We start from the raw sequence: 18,952 nt of genomic DNA on the forward strand, positions 1-18,952 counted from the left end.
GTCAGCCCACTTCGCTTTCTAAAGGATATATTTCGCATGCGGCGGCTTTGGCTGACGATTCTTTTATTTTGCTCACTATCGTCCACCTTTGTTCACGCAAATGTCGCGACCCTTTCTCAAGACTCACAGTGGCTATCACTGCTGCACTTTGACCGTAAAACCCCTTTCTCTCCCCCTAGAAGTGCCGTTATCGACAGCGCTTTTTTCCTTGCCGAAAATGGACGTTATGACCCCCAGGCGGAACTCGTTGCGACGCTTGCCGCCTTACGCAAGCCACCTGAGGCAACCGGCAGTCACGCAAGTTGCCGCTTCCCGGCACGAGCAATGTGGTTGTCAGCTAAAACTGGTGAGCAGTGGCCCGACACTAATTGCTCCCAATTTAATGAATGGCAAGAACAGCATCAGGGCTCTGAAATAGGCCTGATGTTTGCAACGGGCTATCTGGGTAATCCAGCCTCATTTTTTGGCCATGTAATGCTTCACTCTTCCGTGCCAGAAACGCAAAGCTCATCATCTAATGCGCAGTATCTGCTAGACACCAGCTTAAATTTTGGTGCTGATGTACCCAATGACGAAGGGTTGATTACCTACATGGCGAAGGGCCTTTTGGGCGGCTACGACGCGCAGTTTTCAAATGCTTCGTTCTATCGCAATACCACGCTTTATTCTGAACGAGAAATGCGCGACTTATGGCATTACCAATTAGGCTTTACAGAGGAAGAAGTATCCCTATTAACCGCCCACTTATTTGAGATTATTGGCAAAGACTACGAGTACTTATTTTTATCGCAAAACTGTGCTTCCCGAATTGCTAGAACCCTGGAGCTGGTAGTAGAGGATGATCTTACACCTGGCTTTTCGCCATGGGTAGCGCCTGAGGATCTATTAAGGGCTTTGAGCAACACCACGCATCATGGCAGCCCTTTATTAGTCAAAACGCGCCAAATACCTTCAAGAAGGCTTATTACCCAACGCTCTTTCAATGCCCTAAATAGTGATCAGCAACGTGCAGCTAACGCCGTATGGCCTTCCGAAAATGATTTAAGAATGGAGGCGCAGTCGTTTTCTGAGTTATCAGCAGTGCAGCGTAGTGATGTCTTGGATACGCTGCTCAGTCATGTCTCTTTTTTGCGCCAAACGGGCGATACAAAGCAATTGCCGGAAATAGAGCGTCAACTGCTTCAAGCACGGTTACGCCTTCCTACCGGCCATGCCGAAGTGAACTATGAAACATCGCCTGCAATACATGAAGTAGCAGCGCCCTCATTGGTAGGTTTCAGTGGGGTTCATAATAGCTACTCTACTAATAGCGCTCGTCTAAGGTTTCGACCTCTTCAGTACGATTTGCTCGATACCAATCAAGCTCGTATGCCCAATTCGGCTGTTGAAATTGCTACTGTAGAAATTAATGCCGATGATCAAGGTGTATCGTTAAACCGCTTGGATCTTTTTAACGTTACCAATTTACATACTAATGCCATAGCGCTCCCTACCCTGCCACAAACGGCATGGCAAATATCTGCGGGCATTGAGAGGAACCGGCTAAGTTGTCGGCGCTGCTTTGATGGTGTTGCTAATGTGCTAGCCGGTAAATCATGGTCATTGGGGCCACATTTACCTTATTTTTTAGCAGGTGCGCAATTGCGAACACAGCGGCATTACGATGGCATGGCGGTACCGATGGTGAAGGCGGGCGTAGTGAGTAGTTGGTCGCCAAGCCAACGCACCCACATTCAGTTATCACATCGTAGTAATATGGGTTACAGCGATCGCCAACGAACAGAGTGGCAATTACAGCATCGTTTTGCCCTATCCACTGATTGGGACATGCGGTTTGAATTTCAGCATGACTATTCCGCTAACGAAGCGAGTATTGGTCTATCCCGTTACTTTTGAGTAAACACTGAACAGTTTCCCTCTTTTGGCTTTAACGCTTCAGGGGATGTACGCTTATTGAACGAACATTCAATTAAGGAATTCCCATGCAACGCCGTTTACTGGTTACGTCAATTTCCCTGGGCCTTTTCGCTGCTGCTACCACCGTGCTGGCCGAAACATCGCCGTTGGAACAGCAGATAAAAGATCTGCAGTCATTCCAGGTCATTGCCCACCGCGGCGCCAGCGGCCATGCGCCGGAAAGTACGATGGCGGCCTACGAACTGGCTCAAGAGTGGGGTGTCGATTACCTGGAACTGGACGCGCAAATCACCTCGGACGGTGAGGTGGTGGTGTTTCATGACGACACTATTGGCCGCACCAGTGACGGCGAAGGCGAGATCAATGATTACACGCTGGAAGAACTGAAAGCACTGGATACTGGCACGTGGTTCAACGAGCAAAACCCTGACAGTGCCGATACTGCCTTTGAAGGTGCGCAGATACTTACCCTTGAGGAGTTATTGGCGCACTTTGGGCACGATGCACGCTACTACATAGAAACCAAGTCGCCGCAGTTGAATCCCGGCCTGGAAGAGGCATTGGTAGCACTACTCGAAGAGCACGATTTGATCGAGAGGGGTCGCGTTCTGGTGCAATCGTTTGAGCAAGATAGTTTGCTAAAAGTGCACGAATTAAACGAGAACATCCCGCTTATTCAACTGGTCTGGTATTACCCCAGCGAAGAGGAGGATGGGCGATTGGTGGAGTGGACGGACGTGACGCCGGGGCCAGAAGAGATCACCGATGAGGACTTCCAGGCAGTGGCGGATTATGCAGTCGGACTGGGCACCAATTTCATTTACGAAGGTGAGGAAGTGATTGACGCTGACTTCATCCGTCAGGCGAACGATAACGGCCTGCCGGTACATGTCTACACCATCAATGAAGCCGATGAGATGGAGCGTTTGATGGAAATGGGCGTCAACGGTCTTTTCACCAACTATCCTGATCGTCTGCTCGAACTCGTAGAGTAAGCCGCTTATAAGCACTCAGTACGCCCAGCCCTGGCTGGGCGTTTTTGGTGAATCGCTTTACGCCCTGAAGTCAGTGGCCAGGTCGAGCTGCGCCACTACCTGTTCCACTCGTTTACGGTCATCCCCTTGTAGCGCTTTAAGCGGTTGAGGCAAGCAGGGTTGGCTGACCTTACCGGTTACCTCTGCAATGGTGGCCGCTACCCGCAAGCTGCCACCATATTCACGATAAAGCGCCCATAACGGCTCAAGCGCACTGGAAAGCGCATTAACCTGCTGGGTATCTCCCGCTTGAGCAGCCCGGGTCAGCGCCAGTGCTGTGTGGGGATAGAGCCCGCCAATAACGGAGTACCACGCATCACAGCCAGCGCTTAGCCCTGTAGCGGCGGCCGGATCCCCACTGATACCAATGGTGACCTCTGAAGGAATGAGTGCGCGCAGCCGCGCCACACGCTCACGCGCTTTCTCAATATCATTCACCACAGGCGGGATCTTGATAGAGCGAACCTGTGGCAACTGAGCGATACGTCCGTGCAGCTCATCGCTGAAATCAAAATGGGTGGTGCCAGGATTGTCATACACGCATAGCGGAACACTCAGCGAACGGCTGACGGTTGCATAGAGCTCGTACACTTCATCGTCGGTCAGCTTTTGATAAGACACCGGCGCCAGCAATACCCCACTGGCACCGGCTTGCTGGGCACATTCCGCATTAGCCAGCACATCGCGAGTACGCAATGCGCCTATGCCTACGACAACAGGCACGCCTCCGGCGTTTTCGATACTGAGGTTAGCCACGCGGGCTCGCTCTTCAACGCTTAAATAGGCGTAGTTGCCGGTCGACCCCAGCACACCAATGGAGTCCACACCTGCCGCGGCCAAGTGCTTCACTAAGCGAATAAACTCACGCTCTTGGACGCCCTGTTCGTTCATGGGGGTTAGCGGAAATGCACTCAGGCCGGTGAACATGGCGGATGATCCTTTTAGGATGGCAGAGGGGAATTTTCAAATAGCCTTAAAATGAAATGTGTATCGCACAGACGCTTAACCATTAAGCTCAAGCTCTCATGAGCGCCGCGAAGCATAAGTCAATCTAAATTGACAAAATTAAATGAACAAAAATTAAAAAACAACTGCCACCAAGAGCCCTCACTCTTCTTCAACATAACTACCTGTTATTTTTTTTAATTTGATGTAGTGTTTGTGTATATGCCGTATCGTTACGGCACAGTTTTTTGGTGCTTATCCCTTAGCTAATCAAAGGGCACTGAAGATAAAAAGCAATGCCGATAGACTGCGAGGGAGAACGCGTCATCAACTCATACACAGATAAAGTCCAATATAGAACTGCATCGTGCATGAACCTGGCGTTCATCAATCAACCAGTAAGATACCGCCCATGCCTCCTCCTGTTTTGAGCGGTGCTCTAATGCGATTGGCGTTACTGGCAGTGGTCACCCTCGTTTTGCTGGTGATGTTCACTTTCACCTGCACAAATGCCATCGCTCGGGAGACCCCTCTTTTTTTAGTCGCCCATCCTGACGTCTCCACCCGCTGGTTGAATCGTGATACTACCCGCGCGATTTTTGCGATGCGTCAACGCACATGGCCGGATGGCCAAGCTGTCAGGGTCTTCGTTTTAAATAACAGTGATCCCGTACATGCTCGCTTCACCAAAGAGCAATTAGCGGTATATCCGCACCAGCTTCAGTTAGCCTGGGATCGCATGGTCTTCTCGGGAACCGGCCAAGCCCCTGACCGCGTCGCTGATCAGGCAGAGATGCGCGAGCACGTTGCCACGACACCCGGCGCCATTGGCTACCTAGAAAGGGAGTATCTGGATGATAGTATCCAAGTTATCTCAATGGAGTGAATACCGTGCTGTTGCCGCTCTGTTAGGCGTTGTTATATTAGGAGCTTCTACCCAAGCCCGTAGCGATGAAAACGTTAGGGATACTCTGCAGATGCATGGCTTTCTTAGTCAGGCGTTAGTCGTTACTGATGATAACGACTTTTTTGGCCCCAGCAGCCAAGATGAAGGTAGTTTCGAGTTCACCGAAATCGGTCTCAACGTTTCATTACGCCCTCATCAGGATGTGTTACTTGCCGCACAAATGCTAAGCCGCCGTGCAGGTGGCGAAAGTAGTGATGCTTATCCAGAGCTTGACTATGGCCTTATTGATTACCAAATAGTTTCCGACCAGCAGCGCACCTTTGGTATTCAGCTAGGCAGGATTAAAAACCCGTTTGGGTTCTACAATCAAACACGCGATGTGGCATTTACACGCCCTAGCATACTGTTACCCCAATCACTTTATTTTGACCGCACCCGCTCACTGGCTCTAACAGGGGATGGACTAACGCTCTACCTGGAAGAGCGATTGGATAACGGCGTTATAAGAGGTCAGCTTGGTTTAGGGACACCCCAGGCTGACGGTGGCTTAAACCAGACGCTTCAGTTGCATCGTATCCGGGGCTCTTTCGATCCACAGCAGTCTGGCATTGCACAAGTACGCTATGAGCATGATGCAGGACGTATCGTTGCGGCTCTAAGCCATGCCCATGTCAGATCCCAAATAGATACCCACTCCCCAAACGTGAGTGATGGAGACTTTTACTTTAGGCCCTGGGTATTTTCGTTGCAGTATAATCAAGAACTCTGGAGTCTAACGGCTGAGTATGCACTGCGCCACTCAGGGTTAAAAAACTTCAATCAACCGGCTTTAAATTTTGATACGACCGGTGAAAGTTGGTATGTGCAGTATACGCGGCGCTTTTATGACGATTGGCAGTGGCTAATCCGTTATGACAGTTTGGTCAGTAATCGTGATGATGCGTCAGGCAAAGCCTTTGAGGCTAATGGCCTGGGGCCTGCTCACTCTCAGTATGCAGATGATTTAACCTTTGGTTTGCAATGGACGCCGCACCCTCAGGTAATGCTGGCAGGCGAATATCATCATGTGGATGGTACTGGCTGGCTGCCCCTTCAGGACAACCCGGATTCATCAGCCACCAGCCGACGCTGGAACATGTGGTTGTTCCAGTTATCACTGCGTTTTTGATGGGTTACTCGATTCTGGCTAGGATGCTATCGCGATGAAAACACCCGCCCTTTTTCGAACCCCTCAGCGCCTTAGCCTGACTTGGCGTGTTATCGCGTTGAGTAGCTTACTGCTTTTAGTATTAGTTAGCCTATTTACTTGGCTGGGCCACGAAAATCTCACCCGCCAGTTTCAGGAAAGCCGAAGCCAACACCATGAACGTCAACAGCGTGAAATTCATTTAGCGTTAACGCGTTCCTCCGAGAATTTACGTCAATTAGCCGGATTGACCGCTGCTTCAGCAAGCTTAGGCCCACCTTTACAAGCAGGTAATACTATTGAGGTGGAGCAAGCGCTGGATTCCCAGTGGCCTGCACTCCAGCTTGAGGCGGGAATCGATGAAATCCTAATCATTAATACGCGTGGCCAAGTCTTAGGCACATGGGGCTCCGGCAATTCAGAAGCGCAGCTACCCATACTCAGTTGGGTGCAACGAGTCATGAATACCGAACGGCCACTAACCACGCTTCGCTGTGCCGCTAGTTGCCAACAATTTGCTGCAGTGCCGGTACTGGTAGATGGCGAAAGTGTCGGCATGGTCGTGCTGTCCCGCTCATTAGCGGATGTCACTCGGCAGGCGAAAGAAGTCTCTGGCAGCGAAATCGCGTTACTGGTCAAAGGCGCTATTGAAGACAGTGAAGGCCGTAATGTAATGGCTCAACGACAACTGAAGGCATGGAATGGGTATCTGCTCGCACTGACCAGTGAAGAACAAAGCCTAGCACCGTTGCAGCGAGCAGCAGAAACCGCGCCAGTGGAGCGTTTGATAGAGGCACCGTTACACTTTGAGCATACTGGCAGGCATTTGGAGCTTAGCGCCGCACGCATGGTGGAGAGCAGTGAGCGCAACGATAATGGTTACTTCCTGCTGATATCGGATATTACCAGCCAAATTAATGCCATCAATAACGATACACGCACCCTATTGTTCGTTGGTGTGCTTGGCTGGATTGCCGCTGAATTACTCCTGCTCGTCATACTGCTTGGCCCTATGGCACGGCTGCGTAGAGTCGCTGGCTTGCTACCCATACTGGCGAGTGGGCAATTTAGCGATATACGCTCCGCCCTTCCCAATCATCGCCATCGCATTGCAGACGAGATAGATATACTCGAAGTCACCACGCTTGAGCTTTCTCATCAACTCGAAAGGTTGGAAAGCGAAGTACAAGAGCGCGGTAGCCAATTAGCTGAGCGTATTGATGAACTGGCCCAAGAGCGTGATTTCGTCAATAGCTTACTGGATACAGCCCAAGTATTTATCGTTGCCCAAGACAGCGCAGGACGCATCAGCCTCGTCAATGAGTACACTCAATTGATGTTGGGAATAACAGGGGCTTCCCTGCTTGGGCGCAATTTTGTAGATGTCTTCGAGGCTGGCGTCTTTACCACAGCAAATACCGTTGATCTTCCTCAACAAGAAGAGAAAACACTGCGCACCCCCGATCATCATCTCCACACTATCGCTTGGTATCATGCGCCTTTGCATACAGGTAATGAGGAACCGGTATCGCGTATTTCCGTTGGCCTTGATATCACTGAACGCAAGGCCGCCGAAGCGCGGCTAACCTGGCTTGCCGAGCGAGACCCGCTGACCGAGCTATACAACCGGCGCTACTTCCAACATGCGCTGCAAATCGCCATTGAGCGCTCTGCCACTGCAAAAGGGGCGGTACTGCTGCTGGACTTAGATCAGTTCAAGGAGGTTAACGAGCTAAGCGGCCACCACGTGGGCGACAAACTATTGCGTGAAGTGGCCGATACACTGTTCCATAAGCTAGGCCGCCGTGGCGTCATCGCCCGCTTAGGGGGAGACGAATTTTCGCTGCTACTCGAAGATACCAATGCCGACCAAGCAGTAACCGTCGCGCAATATATCGTTCAGCTGCTAGACGGTATCGGCTTTGTAGTCGGAGAGCGGCGGCATCGGGTCACGGCGAGTATTGGTATTGCGCTGTTTCCCACCCATGGCAATACGCCTGCCGATCTAATGGCGAGCGCCGATGTGGCTATGTACAAAGCGAAGGAGAGTGGCCTTCAGCACTGGCACCTTCTTTCTAAAGCTGAAAATGCCAAAGATGAGCTGCAGGATCGCGTTTACTGGGTTGAGCGGATACGCAGTGCGCTGGAAGAAGACAGCTTTGAGCTAATGGTTCAACCTATCATTAGGCTAGAAGATCAAGACATAAAACATTACGAAGTACTGCTGCGAATGCGCAACGCAGATGGCAGCTTAGTTTCTCCCGCACACTTTATTCCTATCGCCGAACAGAGCGGTCAAATCGTGTTGATTGATCGTTGGGTAGTGCGGCACAGCTTAAAAGCCCTCAGCCAACTTCAAGATCGAGGCATTACGTTTGCAGTTAACCTTTCCGGCCAGTCCTTGCATGATGAGGGGCTAAAGCAATATTTAGCCGAGGAAATAACCGCCAGCGGCGCTGACCCTCACCATTTAATATTGGAAGTGACAGAGACCGCAGCGGTTACCGATTTTTCTGCTGCACGTGGTGTATTAAAAGCCGTGCGCAGCCTAGGGTGCCGCACCGCTCTGGATGATTTTGGTGTTGGTTTTAGTAGCTTTCACTACCTTGGGCAGCTACCCGTTGATTACATTAAGATAGACGGCTCTTTTATTCGCAGTTTGTTAATTAGCCCCGACAGCCGCGTTATCGTTCGCGCTATAGCGGATATAGCCAAAGGCTTTGGTAAGCAAACTATTGCTGAGTTCGTTGACCAAGAAGCATTGTTGCCCATATTAAAAGGCTATGGAATAACATATGGGCAAGGGTACCATTTAGGTAAGCCCACCAAACTTACCGAAGAATTTTTTGGAATCAGTTACTTATAATAGAAGCAGTTTAAATTTCATTCTTGGACTGAAAAGGATAGCGCGTGATGTCTTCACCTCGTATAGCAACAAATAGGGAAGCACCTTCAGCATTACTGGAAAGGTTTATTCAAGAATTTAAATTTAAACTGTGTATCACTGAGCAGGAAAAGCATAAAGTTTACCGTTTAAGGCATGAGGTTTACTGCGAAGAGCTGCAATATGAAGAACCGACTGACCCTTACAACAAGCTCGAATATGATATTCATGATCAAAATTCTATTCATTGCTTGATTGAGCATTGCAGAACCGGCCTGGTGGCCGGATGTGTGCGAATCGTCATTCCAAAGCCTTCTAGCCCTCAGCCGCTAAACCAGCTTCCTTTACAGGCATATGGCAGTCAGAGCCTAACACATCCGGAATTCCATCCTGAAAAGCTGGCTATCAATAGTTACTATGAAATTTCTCGCCTTGCCGTTAACCCTCTATTCAGAACAAAAGCAAAAGAAAAAAACATGTTAACAAACACAAGCGCTATTACCTGTTTTTCCCTAGAGGAAAGGCAGCTATTCCCATTACTAGCAAGCGGGCTATTCATTACAGGTTATTCATTAGGAAAGCAGCTAGGTAAAATACAGGTGTTTGCCATGATGGAACCTAGCCTGCCTCGCCTTCTCGCGCTAACAGGGTTTCACTTCACCAAGGTAGGAGAAACCATTAACTTTCATGGCAGAAGAAGCGCCTACTACATAGATAAGCAAAAAGCAGAAAGTGGTTTAAAGAAAACGTTACTACCCTTATATCTGCACATACAACAAACTCTCGCCCCTCAGTTAGAAGAAATGCTGGCCCAAGAAGCCAGCATTTCTCTTACCATTTAAACAAAAAGGCCTGTTATAAACATAGAGCCTAGGCTTCGGCGGTTGAGCTCCCACGATCATCCAAAGTGTTCGAACGCTTAAAATCATTAACCGTAACGCTGGTAAATTTCTCCAAGAAAAATACTAGCGTTTCGGGATATCGAAAGCGCTCTACAAAGCGCTCTTGACCTTCTTGCGAACGCCGCGTCACGCTCGCTTGATAGCCACTGTTAGATTTTGTCACTTTAACGCTATTTTCTCGAGCACCATCACTGGTAACAGCGGTTAGGGAAGAGTTACTCGTTAGTAAGGCATCAAGCTGCTGGGCAGCCGTGTGTTCTTCTTCAGTCGCCCATAGAGGTTGATCGCGATCCCCGTAGTGGAAAAGCATAATTACCAACATGACGGAAAAAATACTGCTGGTAAGCATCCAGGTTAATAAAACGCTCGATAAAGGTGTGGTGAGCATTACGACTAACTGAATCACAATACCCACCGCTAGTATTCCCGCCAACGGCCTCCACATACGCGGGTTCATAAACCGCCGCTTCAGGGTGTACCCCCACAGCCCAATTACTGCTAATGCGCCCACCAGCAAATACACGGGAGAGAGCAGTGTACCGCCACCTGCTAATAAGGCGATGACACCGATGATAAGTATCACTGTGTAGAAAGCTGCTAATAGGCGGTAAGCGCGGTCTAGATTCATCAGTCAATCTCCATGCTTAATGGCCGGTGTCATAAGTGGTGTACCGGCCTTTGTTTTTATCGGCTATGGTTCTCGTCATACTTTATGCAGTATAGGCAATGTTGTGAGTTCTACACGCCACGCCGCGTCAACGACTTAATTTAAGTTTATATTAAAGCCCCTGGGCGCCCCGACGCAGCCAATCATGCACAAACGCCAGCTTGCGACGAGCGTTCTCAGAAAGCACAAAGGGATAGAGGTCCGGCAAGCCCATAGAGCGGTTAACATGATTAACGCCCACGGTGAGCGCCGCTGCCACGTAAATCAAGCGATCGGCATCTGGCTCCGCATATGGCTCCCACTGATGACTGGGCAGCTCTGGTGAAGAGAGATTGGATGCTGCAAAGCTATCGGCGATATCGGTTAAATGCAGCAAATGCGCGGCCGTCTCGGCCCAATCCTCATGGGGGTGTGCAGATGCGTAAGTGGTTAAATAATGCTCTTTCCAATCAGGGGGCGGTCCGTTTTGATAGTGACGTTGGAGCGCAGCGGTGTAATCCTGGCGCTCGTCACCAAACATTTCCCGGAAAGCAGCAAGAAAATCTTCGCGCAGGCTAAGCCGCCACCAAAGCATATGCGATATTTCATGGCGCATGTGGCCAATCATGGTGCGGTAAGGCTCTTCTAACGCCTCACGCCGTGTTGTCACCAGAACAGGATCTACCTCGGCCACGCTGATGGTGACGACACCTTCAATGTGCCCCATGGGCACGGGCTTTTTGCCTTCCGCTAGAAGATGAAAAACCGGCGGCGCGCCTGGGTCTTCGGGGCGGAACCAGTGCCAGCGGCCCAGGTTATCCAGCACCCAGCGCTTCGCCGCTTCGGTTTGGGCCCAGTTCGGAATCGCGTTAGGAAGGCTGGGATCGGGCGCCAGCGCAGTCATCGCACAAGAGCGGCAAAAAGCGCCTTGTTCGGGGGCTATCCAATTACAACCGATGATGTCTCGATTAATACAGAACGGCGGCATAGGCACAAAAGCCCGGGCCTGGGGATCATAGGCGACGGGGACACCGTCAGCCGTCGTAAGATTGTCGAACCAAAGAGAGCCGGAACCGACGGGGTTAGCAAATACGCGCATGCGGTGGAGCTCCTGAAAACGAGGAAAAGAGATCATCAAATAAACTGTTGAGCTTTCTCTTCTCCTAAATCCTAATAAAAAGTGCTGCGCTTATTTATTCATTGCAATACTGTTCATTTCAAAGCCATTTCTTTTCCAAGCTATTTCATTTCAAGGCTACTTCATTTCAAAGCCACGCTTGATCAAGAAGTCACGCATATGCGGGCGCAGCTTGGTATCGAAAAGTGGCTTGAGATTATGCGACCAATCGGTATTTTTATTACTGCTGCTACGCGCTTGATAGTAAGCCTGCATAGTGGCATCAAAGCGTTTCACCTGCTCACCGTCTTCAGTGTAGTAGTCTTCTTTTAGAACCGCTTCCACTGGTAGGCGCGGTTTTACTTCAGGATCATGGTCCGGGTAGCCAAGACACATACCAAACACGGGATAAACATGCTCAGGTAGGCGTAATAGATCACTAATTGCTTGGGGATTATTACGTATGCCGCCGATATAGCAGATACCCAACCCTTCAGATTCAGCCGCCACTGCAACGTTTTGCGCCATCAGCGCCGTATCTACCGTCGCTACTAACAGTTGTTCAGTCATGCCGCGCACTACGTTCGCACCCGTCTTCTCAGATGCCTCAGTAGGCCGTTTCATATCGGCGCAAAACACTAAAAAGTCGGCACAGGTCGCAATGTATCCTTGCCCTCCCGCCAGTTCCGCAATCTGTTCGCGATTAGCCTGATTTTTAACATGGATAACGGTATATGCTTGAACATGGCTGGACGTAGCAGCGCCCTGCCCGGCCTTGATAAGCTCAATGAGCAATTCCCGTGGGATCTGGCGGTCGCTGAATTTACGGATCGAACGGTGGGATTTAAGTAACTCAATAACGTCGTTCATGGTACCTCGTCTTGGCATATTGGCTGTCGCTAGTAAGCGCTAAAACCACCTAGCATAACTCCCTTATCCTATCGGCTATGCCAAAACCTCACCAGTTTTTGCCAGCATCGAATGCCAATCGCTCTTCTGCCGATGGTTGCACCATAGCTACCTTTTAAGCGCCCTCTTTTTAGTGTCGTGACTCTGATTCTCTTTGTTGTTTCTTGCTCCAGCGCTCCAGCAGTAGATACACCATGCACGCCAGCCCCAGCGGGAACAAAAAATAGAGCGCGCGATAGCCGATCAAAGCAGCAATAATCTCGCTCGTTGACACTTGATGTTGCAACAAAGCGATGAACACAGCTTCAAGCACACCCAGGCCTGCGGGAATATGGGTCACCACCCCCGCAATACTGCTGACAAGAAGAATACCGAGAATAGTAGGATAGAAAACGCCCTGGGGTAGCAGTAGGTAGACAAGCGCGGCCATCAAGGACCAATTAGCTGCGCCTAACAACATTTGGAGCAGAGCTAGTCGTAGCGAAGGGAGAACGATTTCATGACCCCGCCATAGCCAGGTGCGTCGCCGTGAATAACGACACGCTGACAGATAGAAAAGGCAAACAAGCAATAAACCCGCCCCAATAAACTGCAACCCTAGCGTGCCAACTTGCCAGTGCGCAGGCAACTCAATCAGCCTAAGCGTAAATAGCGTTCCGGCAAGCAGCATATAGCCCAGCCAATTGGTGGTTAAGCTCACACTCAGCACACGCGTCACGGTCGCCACTTTCAAGCCAAACTTTGTGTATAGCCGATAGCGCAAGGCAATGCCGCCAACCCAGGCGCCCAGGTTGAGGTTAAAGGCGTAGCATACGAAGGCTAACGGCAGCACCTCCTTGATCGGCAGCTCATGACCGGTATAAAACTTGCCGAGCAGATCATAACTGCTGAAGACGGCAAAGCTTGTGGCAGTAATACCAAGCCCCATCATGACCAGGGCAGGACTATAGCCGCGCAGCGTTTCGATGACGGCCTGCCAGTCCATGTTCCGGACCAGTGAAAATAATAAGATCGCGACCACCATAAAGAGCAGCAAAGTGACGCCATGCTTCAGCCAACGCCCCCAGGCATTGCGCAGTTTAGCGCTCGCTTTTTTGCTGTTTGACTGCATCCGGCTCACTCCTCTGCACGCTTGTGTTTGTGCTTCCGAGACCTGGGCGCCAACGTTTCCATCCGAGCCACATGAGCGGGTAACCATCCCATTCGCCTGGGAAAATGACGCAGGAAATGAAAACTCACGAACATAAGCGGCGCCCGCCACCAGCGGCCTTTTTCCGCGACTTCGGTTGTTATCCTTTTACAATTGCTCTCGATAAGCTCAGATAGGTGTTTATGGATCTGTTGGTTGAGCCCAGCGTCGCAAACGAACAGATTGGCTTCCAGGTTCAGTGACAGGCTGAGTGGATCGAGATTGCTTGACCCCACCGTTGACCATTCATGATCAACAATCGCGATCTTTCCGTGTAAAGGGTGCTCGGTATACTCGAAAATGCTAATGCCCTGCTGCAACATATAGCTGTAAAGCGAGCTGGAGAACATTCTAGCCCAGGGCATATCGGGACGACCCTGCAAGATCAGCGTGACGTTAACGCCCCGTCGCGCCGCGTTTCGCAATTCATGAAAAAGACGATAACTGGGAAAGAAGTAGGCATTAGCAATGACTAGATGTGACTTTGCCGAACGAAAAGCCTGGAGATAATGCTCTTCGATATCATTACGGTGAAGGCTGTTATCACGAATAGCCAGACGTATAGCGGCGCTGCCAGCGGGGGAAGGCAATGCCCGAATCTGCGGCAGTCCCTGTACCGCTTGATGCTCTACCAGTAGCGCTCCAGCCGCATCACGAATGTCCATTACAATCGGGCCCCGCACTCGCAAGCCATAATCTTGCTTGCCCATGACATATTTGTCGGGCAGGTGATCGGCGCCGAAGTTGATACCACCGATAAAAGCCACATCGCCATCCACCACGACGATCTTTCGGTGAAGACGGCGAAACAGGTTAGTACGCATACCGAACAAGCGCGGTTTGGGGTCATAAACATGCAGGTGAATGCCAGCGTCTATCAGCTCTGTTATGTAGTCGTTGTCCAGATCCGCTGTCCCATAGCCGTCTACCGTGACGTCAATACGTACCTGCCTAGCGGCAGCGTCAAGTAGAGCTTCCTTAAGCTCCTGTCCTACTTCATCATTGAAAATGATGAAGGTTTCAATTAATACTTCTTCGCGAGCCGAACGAATGCAGTCAAATACGCTATTAAAATACTGACTTCCATTGATTAGCAATTCAGCTTCGTTACTCTCCGTCCATTGGAAATTCACAAGCATATCTCGGCAATGAGGGGTACGTGATCAGACAGGTGAGTCCAGGGTTTTCGAGACAATGCGCGGGGATTACGCACTGAAACGTTACGCACATAGATACGATCAAGGCACAATAGCGGCCAGCGCGCCGGAAACGACTTCGCTGGGTGACCATAATGGTGCACGAATGCTTCAAACAGCCCACATTCCGTCAGCACATGGTCTGCCTGACGCCGCCAGTCATTGAAGTCTCCCGCGACAATAACCGGCTCGTCATCCGGCAAGGTGTCGAGCAGTTCACACAGTAGCTTCATTTGCGCTAGGCGATGTCCCTGCCGTAACCCGAGATGAACGCAAACGGCATGCACCCCACTGTGGCCGGGCACATCCAGTTGGCAATGGAGCAGGCCACGTTTTTCGGTGTCCCGAATGGAGACATCCTTATTGTCGTACTGCAGTATCGGGTAGTGGGATAACAGCGCGTTGCCATGGTCGCCATGAGGGTAAACAGCGTTACGACCATAGGCAAAATCTGGCCATAACGTGTCAGCGAGGTATTCGTACTGGGGCACGCTGGGCCAGTCATGAAAGCGAACCGCATGTTTTTGGTGCTCGCCTATCACTTCCTGGAGAAAGACTAAGTCTGCGGATAGGGTCGTTACCGCCTCACGCAGCTCCGGCAGGATATGACGTCGATTAAATACATTGAATCCCTTGTGCACATTGAGCGTCATGACCTGTAACGACGCGACAGGCGTAATAAGTCGTGTCCCCTTTGTTGCAGACTGTTCCTTGGCGCTCACCAAACACTCCCCTTCTGCTCCAAGACATGGCCCGTAGGGCAACCCATCAAGGAAAAGCGTAGCAGGAGAGCCTTGGTCTTGCCTTTTACTGGCCTCTTCTTGAAGCCAATGGCAATCTCTGGAGAGCAACGCGACAGAACAAATTACAACAAATGTATTATCGCCCCGCGTATACCGCGTTGATCAATCCATAATTTGCCTAACGTAATGGGAAGCTTAAACCGACGCTTTCCCGCTGCACCTGGATTAAAGAGCAACTTTCCTGACTGGGTTTCGTTGCGAGATTTGTGAGAATGGCCGTGCAGAACGGCATCGCAAGGAGTCGATGGGTCAAAATCCGCTAAACGATGAACAAGGTGCAGATGATGGTCATTAACCATAATATCCTGATGCACTGGCAAGCTCCCCGCCCATGCAGCCGTGTCGATATTGCCCAGCACGCAGTGAACCGGCGCCAGAGTTTTCAGGTATTCCAAGATCGCTTTGTCCTCTTCTTTGCTGCCCACGTCTCCCAAGTGCAAAATTAGCTCGCACCCCTGCAGCAGGACAAGTGCTTCATCACGCAACAACCCGTGAGTATCGGCAATAAGTCCGACGGGAGAAGCAATGTTGTAACTCGGCATTGATGAGTTCATTAATACGGTTTTCTCGCTTTTTTGCACTTTATTATCGTAACAATTTCGTCGCTTTTATTGATAGAACGCTACGTAACATTACTCAAATAGATCATATTTTTAAATCAACAGAAATATCGCGATGTAATTGTTTTAGTTTTTCGTTATCTATCTAATAAGTTAAGCAACAGCAAGCTATACTATGCTGGCTATCATAATATGACTGCCCTTGATGGAATAATAACGACGCCAGGAAGCCGACATGACCAATATTTCTCCAAACGCACCCAGGCAAGAGTGGAACGCCAATGGCTACGCCCAGAATGCTAATTTTGTACCTAAGCTAGGCAGCGAAGTCGTCAAACTGTTAGCGCCTCAACCTGGTGAACGCATCTTGGATCTTGGCTGTGGCGATGGCGCGTTGACAGAGCGCTTAGTGCAATTAGGGGCCGATGTACTAGGGATTGATGCTTCAGAAGAGATGGTGGAAGCAGCACGACAGCGTGGCATTACCGCGCGCGTGGTCGATGGTCATCAGTTGCCCTTTGATCACGAATTTGACGCAGTGTTTAGCAACGCGGCGCTGCACTGGATGCTTGATCCCCAGGCTGTCTTGGCAGGGGTTAAGCGGGCGTTGAAACCTGGGGGCCGGTTTGTGGCCGAGTTTGGTGGCCATGGCAACGTAGCCGCCATTTGCACCGCGCTGATTGCCGCCCTGCAGTTCCGGGGCATTAGCGCGCGCGGGCGCCATCCCTGGTACTTTCCTACTACACATGAATACGGCCGTATACTGGAAACAGTAGGCTTCAAAGTAGAAAGCATTGAGCTAATTCCTCGCCCCACTCCTTTGCCTACGGGCATGATTGGATGGCTTGAAACGTTTGCCAGCCCATTTTTACATGGGCTTGATGAAGATGTGCGAGAGGCCGTGCTGGAAAATACCTTAACGCTTTTAGGCCACAGCCTACGGGATGAGCAAGGAAACTGGACAGCCGATTATGTCCGTCTACGCGTTTCAGCCCGCGCATAAAACCTGACAAGCATCTAAAAAAAGCCGCCGATAGTAAACGTTCACTGTCGGCGGCTTTTACTTAAACCAAGACCTAGAATTCATCCCATTTGTCAGCGGTGGCCTTTTTGCTTTGCGTTGTTTGCCGGTGTGGCGTTGCTTCAATGTGCTGATTAGTGTCCTGCTCTTGCGTAACATGATGGTGAATTAGCGCACCATTGCTACTGGCACTCTCATCAATGCGGAAAGTAGCCATCAAACCGGCTAGTTCGCGGGCCTGTCTCTCTAAAGAGCTTGCGGCGGAGCTGGTTTGTTGAACGAGAGCAGCATTTTGCTGGGTTCCCGAGTCCATTTCAGTAAGTGCTGCGTTGATCTGTTCAATGCCACTATTCTGCTCTCGCGTCGCGGTCGAAATTTCACCCATCAATGTGGTGACTTGACGAATTGCATCCACTGTTTGATGAATAGTCTGCCCACTGCGCTCCGCTTGTTCGGCACCACCGTTAATTTTCGTGGTGGTTTGCTCAATCAAACTACGAATCTCTTTGGCTGAGTCGGCACTGCGCGTCGCCAATGAACGCACCTCGCTGGCCACCACAGCAAAGCCGCGACCTTGCTCCCCGGCACGCGCCGCTTCAACCGAGGCATTAAGCGCCAAAATATTGGTTTGGAAGGCGATAGAATCAATCACACCGATAATATCGTTGACTTGGCTCGCGCTAGCGGCAATCTCACGCATTAGTTGCACCGTACGCTCTACCTCTTCACCACCTGACTCCGCAGACTGCGACGCTGCGACTGAAAGCTGATCAGCCTCTTGGGCCGTTTCAGCATTTTTACTCACCGTCGTCGACATCTCCTCCATGCTGGAAGCGGTTTGTTGTAATGCTGAAGCCTGCTGTTCGGTTCGCGAAGAGAGATCGTGACTTCCCGCTGAAATATCACCCGCACCACTGAAGACTCGCTCGCTGCTGCCTCGTAATGCTATTACCAGCTGTTTTAACTTCTCCTGCATAGCCGCCAGGCCACTGAACAACTGGCCAATTTCATTACGGCCACGATCCTCTATGTGCCCTGTTAGATCGCCATCGGCAATCCGAGCAAAATACGCACTGGCGTCGCGTAGTGGCCTTACAACGCTACGCATCATTGCCCACCTAATCACCACCGCCGCCAGGAGTGAAATTACTAGCAGGGTAATGGCAATGACACCAATCACAGTGGCTAAGTGGTTCACCTGTTGAAGGACACTAGCGCCGCGTCCTTCGGTATAGGCAATAAATCCACTCATGGCTGCATCAAACTCAGCGCTTAAAGCTCCCAGCTCTTCTTGGCGGCGCTGAATTTGAAAAGGAGCGGCCTCAAGCAATGGGGAAATACCCTCTGTCACAAAGGCTTCATAAGCGCTGATAATGGCATCACGATGTGGTGCCAAAGTGCCTTCAGGGTTGATTGGCACAGCACGAAACTCATTAAAACGTGCCTCTGCTTCAGCGACTGCCTCTACCGCCATGGCAAGGCTTTCCTGCCCTTTTTCGGGGTTGCCTTGCGTGCTAAAACTCGCCGAGCGGTCTAAGAAGGTTTGCGCTCTTAATGAGTGCACTTGTGTGCGGTTGGCTAAGTTGGTGAGTCTTACGTTGGTGGCTGTCAGTTCCTCAAGTGCTTGAGAGCTGTTGTGATTCGCATAGAACCCAAGCCCGCTGATCAACCCAATCATCAGCACCAGCAAGGCTAACGCGGCAGTCAGACTCCATTTAATAGAGAGGTGCTTCATC

At 50.6% G+C, this 18,952-nt stretch carries 16 protein-coding genes; 7 read left to right on the forward strand and 9 right to left on the reverse strand.

Going from position 1 to position 18,952, the window contains the following annotated elements:
• Window positions 1-36 precede the first annotated feature (36 nt).
• Window positions 37-1,896, forward strand: coding sequence for an Lnb N-terminal periplasmic domain-containing protein (locus V8L71_RS10075; RefSeq protein WP_336268579.1), 1,860 nt, complete (start codon window positions 37-39; stop codon window positions 1,894-1,896).
• A gap of 86 nt (window positions 1,897-1,982) precedes the next feature.
• Window positions 1,983-2,912, forward strand: coding sequence for a glycerophosphodiester phosphodiesterase family protein (locus V8L71_RS10080; RefSeq protein ID WP_336268578.1), 930 nt, complete (start codon window positions 1,983-1,985; stop codon window positions 2,910-2,912).
• 57 nt (window positions 2,913-2,969) lie between these two features.
• Here the strand turns inward: V8L71_RS10080 and V8L71_RS10085 are convergent, their stop codons facing one another.
• The gene (locus V8L71_RS10085) at window positions 2,970-3,878 is read right to left on the reverse strand and encodes a dihydrodipicolinate synthase family protein (RefSeq protein ID WP_336268577.1); all 909 of its coding nucleotides are present in this window, start codon (window positions 3,876-3,878) and stop codon (window positions 2,970-2,972) included.
• Between the two features lie 430 nt (window positions 3,879-4,308).
• On the opposite strand from V8L71_RS10085, the gene V8L71_RS10090 reads away from it, so the two are divergent.
• From V8L71_RS10090 to V8L71_RS10105, 4 genes are read left to right on the forward strand one after another with little or no spacing between them, the layout of a single operon-like run.
• On the forward strand, window positions 4,309-4,782 hold the full coding sequence (locus tag V8L71_RS10090; protein WP_336268576.1) for a hypothetical protein: 474 nt from the start codon (window positions 4,309-4,311) through the stop codon (window positions 4,780-4,782).
• Window positions 4,751-5,971 (forward strand): hypothetical protein, encoded by a 1,221-nt coding sequence (locus tag V8L71_RS10095; protein WP_336268575.1) that lies wholly within the window; start codon window positions 4,751-4,753, stop codon window positions 5,969-5,971. Before V8L71_RS10090 ends, V8L71_RS10095 begins: the two co-directional genes overlap by 32 nt.
• 34 nt (window positions 5,972-6,005) lie before the next feature.
• Complete coding sequence (locus V8L71_RS10100; protein ID WP_336268574.1) at window positions 6,006-8,855, forward strand: bifunctional diguanylate cyclase/phosphodiesterase; 2,850 nt, start codon at window positions 6,006-6,008, stop codon at window positions 8,853-8,855.
• Between the two features lie 47 nt (window positions 8,856-8,902).
• Window positions 8,903-9,715 carry a PEP-CTERM/exosortase system-associated acyltransferase gene (locus V8L71_RS10105; RefSeq protein WP_336268572.1) on the forward strand — a complete coding sequence of 271 codons (813 nt, stop codon included), beginning with the start codon at window positions 8,903-8,905 and terminating at the stop codon, window positions 9,713-9,715.
• A gap of 28 nt (window positions 9,716-9,743) precedes the next feature.
• Here the strand turns inward: V8L71_RS10105 and V8L71_RS10110 are convergent, their stop codons facing one another.
• The 7 genes from V8L71_RS10110 to V8L71_RS10140 all read right to left on the reverse strand — a co-directional run bounded on the left by V8L71_RS10110 (window position 9,744) and on the right by V8L71_RS10140 (window position 16,177).
• Window positions 9,744-10,403 carry a hypothetical protein gene (locus tag V8L71_RS10110; RefSeq protein WP_336268571.1) on the reverse strand — a complete coding sequence of 220 codons (660 nt, stop codon included), beginning with the start codon at window positions 10,401-10,403 and terminating at the stop codon, window positions 9,744-9,746.
• A 151-nt stretch (window positions 10,404-10,554) separates the two neighbouring features.
• The gene (locus tag V8L71_RS10115) at window positions 10,555-11,520 is read right to left on the reverse strand and encodes a zinc-binding metallopeptidase family protein (RefSeq protein WP_336268570.1); all 966 of its coding nucleotides are present in this window, start codon (window positions 11,518-11,520) and stop codon (window positions 10,555-10,557) included.
• A 156-nt stretch (window positions 11,521-11,676) separates the two neighbouring features.
• Window positions 11,677-12,408, reverse strand: a complete 732-nt coding sequence (gene nfsA, locus V8L71_RS10120) for an oxygen-insensitive NADPH nitroreductase (protein ID WP_176301958.1) — start codon at window positions 12,406-12,408, stop codon at window positions 11,677-11,679.
• 169 nt (window positions 12,409-12,577) lie between these two features.
• On the reverse strand, window positions 12,578-13,558 hold the full coding sequence (locus V8L71_RS10125; protein WP_336268568.1) for a lysylphosphatidylglycerol synthase domain-containing protein: 981 nt from the start codon (window positions 13,556-13,558) through the stop codon (window positions 12,578-12,580).
• Window positions 13,559-13,563: 5 nt separating this feature from the next.
• Window positions 13,564-14,775: a cardiolipin synthase ClsB gene (gene clsB, locus V8L71_RS10130; protein ID WP_176301956.1), complete on the reverse strand. Its 1,212-nt coding sequence runs from the start codon at window positions 14,773-14,775 to the stop codon at window positions 13,564-13,566.
• Window positions 14,766-15,554 carry an endonuclease/exonuclease/phosphatase family protein gene (locus V8L71_RS10135; protein WP_348534231.1) on the reverse strand — a complete coding sequence of 263 codons (789 nt, stop codon included), beginning with the start codon at window positions 15,552-15,554 and terminating at the stop codon, window positions 14,766-14,768. The genes clsB and V8L71_RS10135 overlap by 10 nt, the downstream gene beginning before the upstream one ends.
• Before the next feature lie 143 nt (window positions 15,555-15,697).
• Window positions 15,698-16,177, reverse strand: coding sequence for a metallophosphoesterase family protein (locus V8L71_RS10140; RefSeq protein ID WP_336268597.1), 480 nt, complete (start codon window positions 16,175-16,177; stop codon window positions 15,698-15,700).
• A 253-nt stretch (window positions 16,178-16,430) separates the two neighbouring features.
• On the opposite strand from V8L71_RS10140, the gene V8L71_RS10145 reads away from it, so the two are divergent.
• Window positions 16,431-17,198 (forward strand): class I SAM-dependent methyltransferase, encoded by a 768-nt coding sequence (locus V8L71_RS10145; protein WP_176301955.1) that lies wholly within the window; start codon window positions 16,431-16,433, stop codon window positions 17,196-17,198.
• 73 nt (window positions 17,199-17,271) lie between these two features.
• On the opposite strand, the gene V8L71_RS10150 is transcribed toward V8L71_RS10145, so the two are convergent.
• On the reverse strand, window positions 17,272-18,951 hold the full coding sequence (locus V8L71_RS10150; protein WP_336268567.1) for a methyl-accepting chemotaxis protein: 1,680 nt from the start codon (window positions 18,949-18,951) through the stop codon (window positions 17,272-17,274).
• Window position 18,952 lies beyond the last annotated feature (1 nt).

It is taken from the genome of Vreelandella indica, assembly GCF_037070225.1.
In the GTDB taxonomy this organism is placed as follows: Bacteria; Pseudomonadota; Gammaproteobacteria; order Pseudomonadales; family Halomonadaceae; genus Vreelandella; species Vreelandella arctica.

Coding starts and splice junctions, on each gene's coding strand:
- V8L71_RS10075 (WP_336268579.1), top strand. CDS start 37: ATGCGGCGGCTTTGGCTGACGATTCTTTTATTTTGCTCACTATCGTCC.
- V8L71_RS10080 (WP_336268578.1), top strand. CDS start 1,983: ATGCAACGCCGTTTACTGGTTACGTCAATTTCCCTGGGCCTTTTCGCT.
- V8L71_RS10085 (WP_336268577.1), bottom strand. CDS start 3,878: ATGTTCACCGGCCTGAGTGCATTTCCGCTAACCCCCATGAACGAACAG.
- V8L71_RS10090 (WP_336268576.1), top strand. CDS start 4,309: ATGCCTCCTCCTGTTTTGAGCGGTGCTCTAATGCGATTGGCGTTACTG.
- V8L71_RS10095 (WP_336268575.1), top strand. CDS start 4,751: ATGATAGTATCCAAGTTATCTCAATGGAGTGAATACCGTGCTGTTGCC.
- V8L71_RS10100 (WP_336268574.1), top strand. CDS start 6,006: ATGAAAACACCCGCCCTTTTTCGAACCCCTCAGCGCCTTAGCCTGACT.
- V8L71_RS10105 (WP_336268572.1), top strand. CDS start 8,903: ATGTCTTCACCTCGTATAGCAACAAATAGGGAAGCACCTTCAGCATTA.
- V8L71_RS10110 (WP_336268571.1), bottom strand. CDS start 10,403: ATGAATCTAGACCGCGCTTACCGCCTATTAGCAGCTTTCTACACAGTG.
- V8L71_RS10115 (WP_336268570.1), bottom strand. CDS start 11,520: ATGCGCGTATTTGCTAACCCCGTCGGTTCCGGCTCTCTTTGGTTCGAC.
- nfsA (WP_176301958.1), bottom strand. CDS start 12,408: ATGAACGACGTTATTGAGTTACTTAAATCCCACCGTTCGATCCGTAAA.
- V8L71_RS10125 (WP_336268568.1), bottom strand. CDS start 13,558: ATGCAGTCAAACAGCAAAAAAGCGAGCGCTAAACTGCGCAATGCCTGG.
- clsB (WP_176301956.1), bottom strand. CDS start 14,775: ATGCTTGTGAATTTCCAATGGACGGAGAGTAACGAAGCTGAATTGCTA.
- V8L71_RS10140 (WP_336268597.1), bottom strand. CDS start 16,177: ATGCCGAGTTACAACATTGCTTCTCCCGTCGGACTTATTGCCGATACT.
- V8L71_RS10145 (WP_176301955.1), top strand. CDS start 16,431: ATGACCAATATTTCTCCAAACGCACCCAGGCAAGAGTGGAACGCCAAT.
- V8L71_RS10150 (WP_336268567.1), bottom strand. CDS start 18,951: ATGAAGCACCTCTCTATTAAATGGAGTCTGACTGCCGCGTTAGCCTTG.